Source organism: Haloferax sp. ATCC BAA-644, assembly GCF_000336975.1.
Lineage (GTDB): Archaea > Halobacteriota > Halobacteria > Halobacteriales > Haloferacaceae > Haloferax > Haloferax volcanii.
In genome coordinates this window covers 598,563-612,097 of record NZ_AOLF01000013.1, presented here as the reverse complement: position 1 = coordinate 612,097, position 13,535 = coordinate 598,563, and the positions used below count along the sequence as shown (strand labels likewise).

Below are 13,535 nucleotides of genomic sequence, written 5' to 3'. Positions count from 1 at the left end.
GCCGTTTTGATATATATCCGCGAGAAGGACGGGGTATGGAAGACATCGCAGACCAGTACACGCCGTCGGACGTGGAGTCCGTCGTCGGCGAGTACTGGGACGAGAACGACGCCTACGAGGCGACGAAGGAGGCACACGCCGACGACCCGTCGTTCTTCTTCGTCGACGGCCCGCCGTACACCTCCGGCCAGATGCACCTCGGCACGGCGTGGAACAAGACCCTGAAAGACGCCGTCATCCGGCACAAGCGCATGACGGGGCATCAGGTCACCGACCGCCCCGGCTACGATATGCACGGTCTCCCCATCGAGGTCAAAGTCGAGGAGGAACTCGGCTTCACCTCGAAGCGCGATATCGAGGAGTTCGGCATGGAGCAGTTCATCCAGAAGTGCAAGGAGTTCGCCGTCCGCAACCGCGAGGCGATGGACGAGGACTTCCAGTCCATCGGCGCGTGGATGGACTGGGACAACCCCTACCAGACGCTGTCGCCCGAGTACATGGAGTCCGCGTGGTGGGCCTTCTCGAAGGTCGCTGAAAACGGACTCGTCGAACAGGGCAAGCGCAGCGTCAACTACTGCCCGCGCTGTCAGACCGCCATCGCGGCCAACGAGGTCGAGTACGACGAAATCACCTCGCCCTCTATCTACGTCAAGTTCCCGCTGAAGGGCCGCGAGGGCAACCTCGTCATCTGGACGACGACGCCGTGGACCATCCCCGCCAACACGTTCGTCGCCGTCGACGGCGAGATGACGTATCAGGAGGTCCGCGCCGAGAAGGACGGCGAAATCGAGGTGCTCTACCTCGCGGAACCCTGCGTCGAGGAGGTCCTGAAGAAGGGTCGCTACGAGGACTACGAGGTGCTCTCGGAGGTCACGGGCGAGGAGATGGTCGGCTGGGAGTACGACCACCCGCTCGACGGCGTGGTCGACGAGTACGCCGACTTCGAGGGCGCGAGACAGGTGTACACCGCCGACTACGTCGAGGCCGACCGCACGGGCCTCGTCCACTCCGCGCCCGGCCACGGGCAGGAGGACTTCGCCCGCGGGCAGGAACTCGGCTTGGACGTGTTCGTCCCCGTCGACGACAAAGGCGAGTTCACGGAGCAGGGCGGCGACTACGCGGGCACCTTCGTCCGCGACGCCAACCCCGAAGTCATCGAGGACCTCGACGAACTCGGCCACCTGCTCCACGCTGGCGAGCACGACCACCGATACGGTCACTGTTGGCGCTGTGACACGGACATCATCTTCCTCGCCACCGACCAGTGGTTCATCACGGTCACGGACGTGAAAGACCAGCTTCTCGACAACATCGAGGACTCGGAGTGGCACCCGCAGTGGGCCCGCGACAACCGCTTCCGCGACTTCGTGAGCGACGCGCCCGACTGGAACGTCTCCCGGCAGCGCTACTGGGGCATCCCGCTTCCCATCTGGGTTCCGCAGGACGCCGACGCCGAGGGCGCACAGGAGATGATTGTCGTCGGCACGCGCGAGGAACTGGCCGAGCGCGCCGACCAGGATATCGACCCCGAGACGGTCGACCTCCATCGGCCCTCGGTGGACCCCATCACCATCACCGAAGACGGCGTGACCTACGAGCGCGTCCCCGACGTGTTCGACGTGTGGATCGACTCCTCCGTCGCGACGTGGGGCACCCTCGACTTCCCCGGCGAGACGGACGCCTACGACGAGCTGTGGCCCGCCGACCTCATCATCGAGGCGCACGACCAGACCCGCGGCTGGTTCTGGTCGCAACTCGGCATGGGCACCGCCGCGACCGGCGAGTCGCCGTACAAGGAGGTCATCATGCACGGCTTCGCCAACGACAAGGACGGCCGCAAGATGTCGAAGTCCGTCGGCAACATCGTCACGCCCGAGGAGGCTATCGACCGCGCCGGCCGCGACCCGCTTCGCGCCTACCTCCTCAGCCACGACCAGCAGGGCGTCGACCTCTCGTTCGAGTGGGACGGCCTCGCGGACACCCAGTCGACGCTCAACATCTTCTGGAACGTCTTCCGCTTCCCGCTTCCGTACATGGACCTCGACGGCTACGACCCCGCCGAGGCCGACCTCTCTGCGGGCGAACTCACCGTCGTCGACGAGTGGGTGCTCTCGCGGCTCCAGACCGTCGAGGCCGAGATGGCCGACGCGTGGGACGACTACGAGGTCTCCACCGCGCTCAACGCGCTCCTCGACTTCATCACGAAGGACGTGTCGCGCTTCTACGTGAAGGCCATCCGCGAGCGCATGTGGGACGAGGAGGATTCGGCGTCGAAGCTCGGCGCGTACGCCACGCTCTCGACGGTGCTCTCGGAGTCCATCCGGCTCATCGCGCCCTACGCGCCCTACATGGCCGAGCGGATGTACCAGCGGCTCGACGGCTCGGAGACGAGCGTCCACATGCTGTCGTACCCCGAGGCCGACGAGGAGCTCCGAAACGAGGAACTGGAGGCCAACATGGCCGTCCTCCGCGACGTGGAGGAGGCCGCGGCGCACGCCCGCCAACTCGGCGGCCGCAAACTCCGCTGGCCCGTCTCGCGAATCGTCGTCGAGTCCGACGAGGACAGCGTCGCTGAGGCGGTCAACGCCCTTTCGGACCTCCTCGCGGAGCGCGTGAACACCCGCGACGTGCAGGTCCTCGAGGTCTTCGACGAACTCGTCGAGACGGCCGAGCCGCAGATGAGCGTCATCGGGCCGGAGTTCGGCGCCGACGCCCAGCAGATAATGGAGGCCGTCGAAGGACTCTCGCGCGCCGCGGTCGAATCGGGCGTCGAGGTCGACGGCGAGACGTACGACCTCACCGACGAGATGGTCTCGTACCGCGCGGAACCGCCGGAACACGTCAGCGGCGCCGACTTCGAGGGCGGCACGGTCTACGTCGACACCGAACTCACCGACGACATCGAGTCCGAGGGCTACGCCCGCGATGTCATCCGCCGGATTCAGGAGATGCGCAAACAGCTCGACCTCGACGTCGAGGCCGAAATCGACGTGTCGCTCGCGGTCGACGACGAGCGCGTCGCCGGCTTCGTCGCGGAGAACAGCGACCTCATCGCCGAGGAGGTCCGCGCCCGCGAGTTCGACCTCGGAAGCGCCGAGGGCGAGACGGTCGAGACGTGGGACGTCGAGGACGTGTCGGTGACTATCGCGGTCACGCAACTCGACTGAGGCGGTCGCGCGCTTCCGTCCCTCCCCGGTCGCCGCCGGCGTTCGGCCGCCGCCGCGACCCGCGAAATGGAGGGTGCTTACCACCGATTTTTCGCAGACGGCGACCGCCTCGACTTCCGACTGACCAACACTTTTGGCCTCATCGAACGTGAGGGACGGTGAGTCATGAAGAAACTCATCAACGAACCCGGAGCGGTCGTAGACGAGATGCTCGACGGGATGGTCGCGGCGCACCCCGAACTGCGCCGGCTCGACGGCACGAACGTTCTCGTCCGCGACGACGCGCCGGTCGAGGGGAAGGTCGCGGTCGTCTCCGGCGGCGGGTCGGGCCACGAGCCGACGCACGCGGGTTATCTCGGCGACGGAATGCTCGACGGCGCGGCGGCCGGTGAGGTCTTTACCTCCCCGACGGCCGACCAGTTGAACGAGATGATTCAGGCGACGGACGCGGGCGAGGGCGTCCTCTGCGTCGTCAAGAACTACGAGGGCGACGTGATGAACTTCGATACCGCCGCCGAGATGGCCGGCATGGAGGGCGTCGATGTCGAGCAGGTCGTCGTCAGCGACGACGTGGCCGTCGAGGACTCGCTGTACACCTCGGGTCGCCGCGGCGTCGCGGGCACCATCTTCGTCCACAAGTGCGCCGGTGCGAAGGCCGCCGCGGGGGGCGACCTCAGCGAGGTCAAAGCGGTCGCGGAGAAGGTCGTCGACAACGTGCGGACGATGGGGATGGCGCTCACCTCCTGTGTCACGCCGGAGAAGGGCGAGCCGACGTTCGACCTCGGTGAGGACGAAATCGAACTCGGTATCGGCATCCACGGCGAGCCGGGCACCGAGCGCGCGGAGGTCATGAGCGCCGACGAGATAACCGAACACCTGACCGAGAACGTCCTCGACGACCTCGACCTCGACGACGGCGAGGAAGTCGTGACGATGGTCAACGGCATGGGCGGCACGCCGCTTTCGGAGCTGTACATCGTCAACCGCAAGCTCCAGTCCATCCTCGACGACCGCGGCGTCGAGGCGTGGGACGCGTGGGTCGGCGACTACATGACCTCGCTCGACATGATGGGCTGTTCGGTCTCCGTGCTCCGCGTCGACGACGAACTGAAGGAACTGCTCGGCGCGCCCGCGGAGACACCCGGCCTGACGGTCACCGAGTAAGCGACGCGCCGCGTCGTCGGTCGCCGCGAGCTAGCGACGGCGACCCCCGACACGTCACCGGTTTTTCGCGGCAGAACAGTCCCGCGGGACAAGGGATTAACCCCCGGCCGACGAAGGTCAGCCATGGCTGACGCAGAGACACAACGCGAAGCGGTGCTGGACGCGCTCGACAACGTCGCGGAGCGCCTCGCCGAGGAGAGGGAGTATCTCACGGATCTCGACTCCGCCATCGGCGACGCCGACCACGGCGCGAACATGGAACGCGGCTTCGGCAAGGCCGCCGACAAGCGCGAGGAGTTCGTCGAGATGGAGCCGAACGAGGTCGTCAAAAACGTCGGCACGACGCTCATCTCGAACGTCGGCGGGGCCTCCGGCCCCCTCTACGGCGGCTCTATCATGTTCGCCAGCCAAGAGCTCGAAGACGGCATCACCGCCGAGTCGTCGGTGGCGTTCGCGGAGGCGTACCTCGACAAGGTCAAGGACCGCGGCGGCGCGCAGGTCGGCGCGAAGACGATGGTCGACGCGCTCGTGCCCGCCGTCCACACCTACAAGAAGTCCATCGAGCAGGACGACCTCCCGCCGCTGGAAGCCCTCGCCAAGGCCGTCGACGCGGCCGAGCGCGGCGTCGCCTTCACCGTCCCCATCAAGGCGATGAAGGGCCGCGCGTCGTTCCTCGACTGGCGCTCGGTCGGCCATCAGGACCCCGGCGCGACGAGCACGCTGTTCATCCTCGAAGAACTCCTCGAAACGGCCGAGGAGTACCTCGACGGCGAGGTCGACCGCGACGCGCGGGCCGAAGACGCAGTCGGGAGGGGCGAATGATTGGCCTCGTCGTCGTCTCGCACAGCGCGAAGGCGGCCGAGGGAATCGCTGAGGTCGCGGCGCAGATGGGCGGCGGCAACGCCCGCATCGTCCCCGCCGGCGGCGACGAAGACGGCATCGGAACCTCGCCGGACCGCATCCGCGAGGGCATCGAGGAGGCGGACGACGGCGACGGCGTCGTCGTCCTCGTGGACCTCGGCAGCGCCGTGATGAACGCGGAACTCGCCATCGAGATGGCGATGGACTCCGAGGCGGTCATCGCGGACGCGCCGGTGCTGGAGGGGACGCTCAACGCGGCCGTCGAGACGACGAGCAAGAAGGCGACGCTCGACTCGGTCGTCGAGCGCGCCGAGGACGCCCGCGACTACCGGAAGCTGAACTGACCCGGCCGGGACGACCCGGGCGTCCGGGCCATCGACCGACCGACCGGAAAAGAGACCGTCGCGGGAGCGGCGGGCCGCCGGTTCTTATTCTTCGTCGCCGGCTTCGGGCGTCGAGAGCACTGCTTCGAGCGCGTCGAGCGCGGCCTCCGCGTCGTCGCCGTCGGCGACGAGGCGAATCTCCTCGCCGTGGCCGACGCCGAGGCCGGTGACGGCGAGCATGCTGGCGGCGGGGACGAGGTCGTCCTCGTCGGCCCGGCCGAGTTGAATGTCGGCGTCGAAGGAGTTCGCGGTCTCGACGAACTGGGAGGCGGGACGTGCGTGCAGGCCGTCTTTCGGGACGACGGCGACGATGCGTTCCATACGTCGGGTATCGACTGCGGAGCGTTATCGCTACCGATTGCGGAACGCGGCAACGAAAAAATCGTGAACGACGTGTGCGGGGCCGGAGGCGTCCGGGCTTAGAGCCCGAGGTACGCCGAGTTCGGGATGACCCCGACGAGGAACAGCACGCCGATGAGCAGCGAGTAGATGGTAATCGACATCGCCGGCGGGTCCACGTGCGTTCCGGAGTGCGCGTAGGCGATACGCTGGGTGAGTTCCCCGAGGAGCGCACCGATAACGCCACCGACCGCGGCGGCGACGATGATGAGCGGTTCGTTACCGCCGACCATCGGCGCGGCGACGCCCGCGAACGCCGACCCGCCGAGGGTGATGTGGTGGGTGACGGGAATCTTCTCGACGCCGAGGTTCAAGAACAGCAGGCTGGCCGCCGAGATACCGTAGCCGAGGAAGAAGCTCCCCGTGATGAGCCACGCCCAGCCGCCGAGGATACCGGCGGCGAGGCCGATGACGACGATGTTGACCCACTTGTACTGGTGGGGGAGCCACGGCTCGGTCGCGGGTCGGCCGCTGCCGTCGCCGCGCATCTCGCCCTTCTCGAACGGCGACATGTCGAGGAGGCCGCTGCCGGCGGGCGAGCCGATGAGCGGGTAGTCGAAGGCGACGCGTGCGATGAGCGCCGTCGTCATGACCGACAGCGCGACGCTGTCGAGCGGGAGGCCGATACCGCCGGCAATGCGGGAGATGAGGAGCCCGAGGACGCCGAACAGGCCGCCGACGGCGAGGATGTCGGGCTTCGTGCCGAAGGCGTACGTGATGTCCTTCCCGAAGTGGTAGCCGCCTTCACTGGGGTTCATGTCGGCGTACCGCTTGCCCGCGTAGGCGCTGGCGGCGACACCGCCGGCGAAGGCGATGTGCGGGCCGACGAACGGACCGAACCCGATACTGCCGGTGATACCCGTGCCGAGTTCGCCGGCGGTGACGAGGTCGGCACCTTCGAACTGTCGGATGACGATGCCCGCCGTCTCGCCGAGCAGCACGACGAAGCCAGTGAAGATGAACGACGGCAGCGCGCCGAGCGCCGCGCCGAACATCCCGCCGGCGAACGCCGCGAGCAGGAGGACGACGAACCGTTCCGTGCTGACGTCGATGACCGGAATCTGGAGTGCGAATGCTTCGAACACGTGTTATTCCTCCCGTGCCCAGTCGAGCGAGCGGTCGACGGCCTCTTTCCAGCGGCCGTAGCGATGCTCGACGTTCTGTGGGTCTTTCGGCTCGAACTCGCGGTCCACCTGCCAGTTGTCGCGGAGTTCGTCGAGCGTCTCCCAGTAGCCGACGGCGAGGCCGGCGGCGTACGCCGACCCGAGCGCGGTCGTCTCGTCGACCTGCGGGCGGACGATTTCCGTGTCGAGGATGTTCGACTGGAGCTGACAGAGGAAGTTGTTCTTGACAGCGCCGCCGTCGACGCGGAGACTGGAGAGGTCGATGTCGCTGTCGGACTCCATCGCCTCGGCCACGTCGCGCGTCTGGAACGCGATGGATTCGAGCGTCGCGCGGACGATGTGCTCGCGGCGGGTGCCGCGGGTCATGCCGACGATGGTGCCGCGGGCGCGCTGGTCCCAGTGGGGCGCGCCGAGGCCCGTGAACGCGGGGACGAAGTAGACGCCGTCGGTGGACTCGACCGACCGAGCGAGCTTCTCGGACTCGGCGGCGTTGTCGATGAGCGTCATGTCTTCGAGCCACTCGATTGCCGCGCCCGTGATGAAGATGGAGCCTTCGAGGGCGTACTGGACCGGCTCACCGGAGCGCTGGAAGCCGACGGTGGTGAGGAGGCCGTGTTCGGACATGACCGCCTCGTCGCCGGTGTTCATCAGCATGAACGAGCCGGTACCGTAGGTGTTCTTCGCGTCGCCGGCGTCGAAACAGGTCTGGCCGAACAGCGCGGCCTGCTGGTCACCGAGCGCTCCGGCGACGGGGACTTCCGCGCCGAGGAAGCCGTTCGCGTCGGTCGTGCCGTAGTAGTCGTCGTCGGACGACGGGCGGACCTCGGGGAGGAGTTCGCGCGGGACGTTGAACTCGTCGAGGAGTTCGTCGTCCCACTCCATGTCGTGGATGTTGAACAGCATGGTCCGCGACGCGTTCGTCACGTCCGTGATGTGGTTCCCCGTCAGATTGTAGATGAGCCACGTGTCGATGGTCCCGAAGGCGAGTTCGCCGTCGGCGGCGCGGTCTCGGATATCTTCGGGCCGGGAGCGCTGGAGCTTGATGGGGTCGGAGTTGTCCAGCAGCCACTCGGCTTTCGTCGCAGAGAAGTACGCGTCGGGTTCGAGCCCCGTCTTCGCGCGCACGTCGTCGGTTTTGCCCTCCGCTTCGAGCGTCTCGATGCGGTCGGTCGTCCGACGGTCCTGCCAGACGATGGCGTTGTGGATCGGCTGTCCGGTCTCACGGTCCCAGACGAGCGTCGTCTCGCGCTGGTTCGTGATGCCGATGGCTTCCAACTGCTCGGCGTCGAGCCCGGCGCTCGAAAGCGCCGAGTCGATGACCTGCTTCGTGTTGTCCCAAATCTCGTTTGCGTCGTGTTCGACCCAACCGGGCTCCGGGTAGATCTGTTCGTGCTTCTCGTAGGCGTTGGCGACCACCTTGCCGTCGTGGTCGAACACCATGAACCGCGTGCCTGTGGTACCTTGGTCGATGGCACCGACGTAAGTTTCTCCTGACATTTCTAACCAACCTCGATACGAACTCTCGGTGTGAGAGTCCTACCACTACAAACGTGTACAAATTATATGATAAATGTTTCTTTACTACTGCCCCGCATACTGTGGCGTTTGTACTTGGGATAGAGGTCTCGTACCCGCTGTATTCGGGAGTTTTATTTCACACGGGCGCTTTTTTCGACCGTTTTAACCAGCGGGTCGGTCTGGCGAACAGAACGACCGCGTCCGCCGATTAACGGGAAAAAACGGCGATTAACCGGCAACACAGTCCTCTAAACCGCCGCCGAACCGGCGCGCGCGCCGAGCGCGACGCCGTTCGGGTGGTCCGGCGCTCGAACGAAGACGGTCGTCAGCCGTGCGCGCGAGTCAGACCAGCGCCTCTTCGAGGAGTTGGAGCGGGTGCTTGATGTCGTAGCCCGTGCCGTGTTCCATCTGCATCGAGCAGGTGGGGCACTCGGTCATGCCGACGCTCCCTTGGGCGTGCTCCATGTGGTCGAACATGTCCGCGCCGATCTGCATCGACTTGTCGTACTTCTCTTCCTTCCAGCCGTAGGTTCCCGAGATGCCGGAACAGGAGTCGCCCACGTCCTCGATTTCGACGCCGTCGAGCTGGCGGAACAGCTCGACCGCCTGCCGGTCGAGGCCCTGATTGCGGCCGTGACACGGCGCGTGGTACGCGAACGCCTGGTCGTCGACCGAGGCCTCGCGAACCGCGCCTTCGAGGTCCTCGTGGATGCGGAGGTACTCCAGCGCCTCGTAGGTGTGCGCCGAGAGGTCCTCGATGCCGTCGATGTCGAACAGTTCGGGGTACTCCTGTCGGAGCGACATCGAACAGGAGGTACACGACGCGATGATGTCGTAGCCCTCGGGGATGAGCCCCGCGAAGTTCTCGACGTTGATGCCGGCGGCGCGCTTGGCGTCGTCGAGCATCCCGTTTGCGAACATCGGCGTCCCCGAACAGCGCTGCTTGGGGACGACGACCTCGTAGCCGAACGACTCGAAGACGCGGACCATCGCCTTGCCCACCTCGGGCGTGTTGTAGTTGGAGTAACAGCCGTGGAAGTAGGCGACGCGCTTTTCCTCGGAGCGGACCTGCGGGCCGCCGCGTTCGTTCCACCACTCGCGGAACGTCTGGGTGGCGAACTCGGGGAAGTCGCGTTCGGCCGTGATGCCGAGCAGTTTCTCGTTTATCTGCTGGACGACCGAGTTGCCCATGACGGCGTTCGCCAGCCGGGGGAACATGCCGCCCAACTGGGCGAGCGTGCCGTAGTTGGCGAGGATGCGGTTGCGGATGTACTCCCGCGAGAGCTTGTCCATCTGCTCGTCGACGTACTCACCGCGGGCCGTGTTGTGCATCTGGCTGAGCGGGACGCCCGAGGGACAGGCGTCGTCACAGCGCATGCAGTTCGAACACGACATGATGGAGTCGTCGACGGCCTCGTCTTCCTTGCGCTTGAGCCGCCACTGCTCCGGCCCCTGGAACTTCGGCCCGGGGAACTCGTCGTCGACTTCCGCGACCGGACAGGACACGTCGCAGGCGGTGCATTTGTAGCAGTTGTCCGCGCCGGGACGGAGGTCCATGTCGGTGCTGTCGGGGAACACCTCGACGGCCTCGAAGTCGTCTGTCTGTGCGTCGGGGGTCAAAGTCGGGTTGCCTGGGGATTCTGCGTCACTCATCTGGTTGCCTCCTCGCCCGCGAGGCGGCCGGCGACGGCACCCGTCGCCAGCGAGACGCCGCTCGCGGATTTCTCGCGCGCCACGTCGGCACCGCCGACGACGCCGCCCGCGGCGCGCAGGTTCTCGAAGTGCGGTTCGCCGTCTTCGTCGGTCGGCCGGAGTTCGTCGTCGGGGACGACGCCGAAGCGCGCGAACGCGTGGTCGTCGAACGCCTCGGGTTCGGACCAGTCGTAGCGGTCCTCGGGGTGCGGGACGTGACAGCCGAAGACGGGCTCTGTGACCGACTCGCGGTCGGAGTCGAGGCCCTTGCCGACGAGGCCGCCCGTCGCGAGGACGACCTGGTCGGCCGAGTAGGGCGTCGGTCGGCTCTTCTGGTCGACGATGACCGTCTCGACGCGGCCGTCGTCGGCCTCGAAATCGACCGCCGGGTTGCCCGCGGAGATGCGGACGCCCGCCTCGTCGAGCGCGTCGAACAGGATGTCTTCGAGCTTGAGCCCGAGCAGGCTCGGCGGGCCGGTCGGCACCTCGAAGACGGGGATGTCGAGGCGGTCGGAAAGCTCCGCGCGGACGTCCTCGTCGCGGTCGTCGCCGAGCATCGCCGGGAAGCCGACGCGCGACTCGCCGTCTAACTCGTCGGCGACGGTGTCAGCGAGGACGGAGCGGACCGTGCCGCCGTCCACGTCCTCGTCGCGGTCGAGCGCCTTGGCGAACCGGGTCACCTTCGCGTCGGCGCGGAACCGCTTGGGGAACTCGACGGTGACGCCGCGGGCCGAAAACGGCACGCCGGCGGCCGCGAGGTGGTCGGCCGCGACGGGCGCGTCGAAGTCCGTGAGACCCGCGAAGCCGACGAGCAGCGTGTCGCCCGACGAACTGGCGAGGCCGGGCGCGACCGACGCGGGATACCGAGCGGTCGGCTTCACCGCACCGCCGTGGGTCATCACGAGCGCGTTCGAATCGGTGTGGCCGCCGCGGTAAGCGTCACCGACCGCCTCGTCGAAGATGCGGAGACCGGTGCGGACGCCGTCCTCGCCGACGACGCGGTAGGGGTGGCTCTCCGGGAGCGCGTCGAGGCCGGCGTAGGGGTCCGAGAGGGGACCGTCGCCGCCGGCGTAGCCGAGCACGTCCACGAGGCCGCTGGCCTGTCGGAGCGTGCTCTTCTTGTGGGCGAGCAGGCGCACGCGAGCGCCCGTCTCCGCGGCCGAGAGCGCGGCCGTGCAGGCGGCGATGCCGCCGCCGACGACGAGCACGTCGTCAGTTATCGCCATCTGCACCTCCGGGGGCCTCGTCGCCCGCGCGGTCCGCGGCCCGTTCGCGGCCGCCGTCTGCCACCGCGCCGCCGGACGCGACGCCCGAGGCGTCGCCCTCCGAAGCGCCGCCGTCGTCGAAGGCGGCGAAGTCGATGTCGGCGTCGGCCGCGGCGGGGTCCTCGTCGCGGTTCATCGTCGCCGCGTGGAGCATGTGCTTCAGCGCGGTCTGGGAGAGCTGCGTGCCCCACATGGCGTGGCGCTCGCCCTTCCAGCGCTCCTGATAGAGGTCGTCGAGGGAGGCGCGGACGGTCTCCTCGTCGTACTCGGGCGCGAGTTCGTTCGCCATCCGGTGACAGCAAATCGCGCCCTGACAGTTGCCCATCGAGGCGCGCGTCTGGATGCGCACGGAGTTGAGGTCCGTGCCCGCGGTGTCGAGGGCGTCCTGAATCTCGGCGCGGGTGACGGCCTCGCACTCGCAGACGACCGGGTTGGGGTCGACGCTGTTGAGCACCTCGTCGGCGCGCGAGCCGAGTCGCTGGGCCGACCGGCGGCCGATGGGCGACCGCAGGCCGAAATCGTCCATGTAGTCGCGGAGGACGGTGAAGTCCTCGCTGCCGGGGAGCGGCTCGTCGGCGGTGCGGCACTCGGCGTCGACGCCGAGCTTCCCGCAGACGTGGTCCGAAATCTGTTCGGCCATCATCCGGTAGGTCGTGAGCTTGCCGCCGACGATGCTCGTCATGCCCGGCAGGTCGTCGCGGTCGGCGTGGTCCAACAGGAAGAACTCGCGGGTGATGTCCGTCGGGTCCTCCGTGCCGGTGCCCGGCGGCTCGTACAGCGGGCGGACGCCCCAGAAGGAGCGAATCGTCCGCGCGTCGGCCAGCATGGGCACGAGTTCGGACAGCGTCTCTATCATCAGGTCGACTTCCCAGCCCTCCTCGGGGTAGTCCTCGGGGTCCTCGACCTCCTCGTCGGTCGTCCCGAGGATGCACGTCGTCTCGTGGGGGACGATGATGTCGGCGTCGCCCTTCGGCCGGCAGCGGTTGACGACCGTGTCGACCTGCCGGGTGTTCATGATGGTCATGACGCCCTTCGACGGGCGGACTTCGACGTCGACGCCCGCGAGGTCACCGATTTGGCCGGCCCACGCGCCCGTCGCGTTGACGACGTAGTCGGCGCGGATTTCCTCGACCTCGCCGGGTTCGCCGTGGACGTACGGGCCGGTGCCGGTCTGGTGGGTGACCTCGACGCCGACGACCTCGCCGTCCTCGACGAGCACGTCCGTGACCTCGGAGTGCGTCTCGATGCGCGCGCCGTGTTCGACGGCGCTCGCGGCGTTCGCCACGCAGAGGCGGAACGGGTCGACCGCGCCGTCGGGGACCTTGATGGCGCGCTTGATGTCCTTCGCGAGGTACGGCTCTATCTCGCGGGCTTCCTCGGCGGACAGCACCTCCGCGGGGATGCCGCACTCGCGGCAGCCCTCCAGTTTCTTCTCGAAGTACTCGTCGGAGTCCTCGGGTCGCTGGACGAACAGCCCGCCCGTCATCTCGACGCAGTGGCCCGCGATACGCCGCAGGACGCGGTTCTCTTCGATACACTCCTTGGCGGACGGCTGGTCCGACACCGCGTACCGGCCCCCGCTGTGGAGGAGTCCGTGCATCCGCCCCGTCGTCCCGTGTGTGAGGTTCCCCTTCTCGACGAGGGTCACGTCCAGCCCGCGCATCGCGAGGTCGCGTGCGATGCCCGTGCCGGTCGCCCCCCCGCCAATGACGAGGACGCTCGGCGATTTTTTCATCTGTCTTTCGTGAGGTAGGACCGACGGCACTTTATTTTACCTTCACTCGTCTCGCGCCCCGTTCGTCTCACAGAACGGACCACTTCACAGACCGGAATGCCATCGTAGTGGTCGTAGAATACCGTATCTCGGCGTTTCTACGCCGAATCAAAACGACGGCAATAATTCAAAATTATTGTTACTATTAGTTACGATTGCTTCGATCTCGGCGGTCGTCACGAACCTCT

General features: G+C 67.2%; 10 protein-coding genes. 4 read left to right on the top strand and 6 right to left on the bottom strand.

The window, feature by feature from the left end:
- Positions 1-35: 35 nt before the first annotated feature.
- The 4 genes from ileS to dhaM all read left to right on the top strand — a co-directional run bounded on the left by ileS (position 36) and on the right by dhaM (position 5,536).
- Positions 36-3,167 (top strand): isoleucine--tRNA ligase, encoded by a 3,132-nt coding sequence (gene ileS / locus C458_RS06870; protein WP_008574318.1) that lies wholly within the window; start codon positions 36-38, stop codon positions 3,165-3,167.
- Positions 3,168-3,332: 165 nt separating this feature from the next.
- Positions 3,333-4,331: a dihydroxyacetone kinase subunit DhaK gene (gene dhaK, locus C458_RS06865; RefSeq protein ID WP_008574316.1), complete on the top strand. Its 999-nt coding sequence runs from the start codon at positions 3,333-3,335 to the stop codon at positions 4,329-4,331.
- A 123-nt stretch (positions 4,332-4,454) separates the two neighbouring features.
- Positions 4,455-5,153 (top strand): dihydroxyacetone kinase subunit DhaL, encoded by a 699-nt coding sequence (gene dhaL / locus C458_RS06860; protein WP_004041423.1) that lies wholly within the window; start codon positions 4,455-4,457, stop codon positions 5,151-5,153.
- Positions 5,150-5,536 carry a dihydroxyacetone kinase phosphoryl donor subunit DhaM gene (gene dhaM / locus C458_RS06855; protein WP_004063261.1) on the top strand — a complete coding sequence of 129 codons (387 nt, stop codon included), beginning with the start codon at positions 5,150-5,152 and terminating at the stop codon, positions 5,534-5,536. The genes dhaL and dhaM overlap by 4 nt, the downstream gene beginning before the upstream one ends.
- Before the next feature lie 84 nt (positions 5,537-5,620).
- On the opposite strand, the gene ptsH1 is transcribed toward dhaM, so the two are convergent.
- The 6 genes from ptsH1 to glpA form a co-directional block, all read right to left on the bottom strand.
- Positions 5,621-5,896 carry a phosphocarrier protein HPr gene (gene ptsH1, locus C458_RS06850; protein ID WP_008574313.1) on the bottom strand — a complete coding sequence of 92 codons (276 nt, stop codon included), beginning with the start codon at positions 5,894-5,896 and terminating at the stop codon, positions 5,621-5,623.
- Positions 5,897-5,994: 98 nt separating this feature from the next.
- A complete protein-coding gene (locus C458_RS06845; RefSeq protein ID WP_008574311.1) occupies positions 5,995-7,059 on the bottom strand; it encodes a hypothetical protein in 1,065 nt (354 codons plus the stop codon).
- A 3-nt stretch (positions 7,060-7,062) separates the two neighbouring features.
- Positions 7,063-8,595, bottom strand: coding sequence for a glycerol kinase GlpK (gene glpK, locus C458_RS06840; protein WP_008574309.1), 1,533 nt, complete (start codon positions 8,593-8,595; stop codon positions 7,063-7,065).
- A 363-nt stretch (positions 8,596-8,958) separates the two neighbouring features.
- Positions 8,959-10,269 carry an anaerobic glycerol-3-phosphate dehydrogenase subunit C gene (locus tag C458_RS06835; RefSeq protein WP_049896964.1) on the bottom strand — a complete coding sequence of 437 codons (1,311 nt, stop codon included), beginning with the start codon at positions 10,267-10,269 and terminating at the stop codon, positions 8,959-8,961.
- Complete coding sequence (glpB, locus tag C458_RS06830) at positions 10,266-11,534, bottom strand: glycerol-3-phosphate dehydrogenase subunit GlpB (protein ID WP_008578209.1); 1,269 nt, start codon at positions 11,532-11,534, stop codon at positions 10,266-10,268. The genes C458_RS06835 and glpB overlap by 4 nt, the downstream gene beginning before the upstream one ends.
- Positions 11,521-13,308 carry an anaerobic glycerol-3-phosphate dehydrogenase subunit GlpA gene (glpA, locus tag C458_RS06825; protein WP_008574303.1) on the bottom strand — a complete coding sequence of 596 codons (1,788 nt, stop codon included), beginning with the start codon at positions 13,306-13,308 and terminating at the stop codon, positions 11,521-11,523. Before glpA ends, glpB begins: the two co-directional genes overlap by 14 nt.
- Positions 13,309-13,535 lie beyond the last annotated feature (227 nt).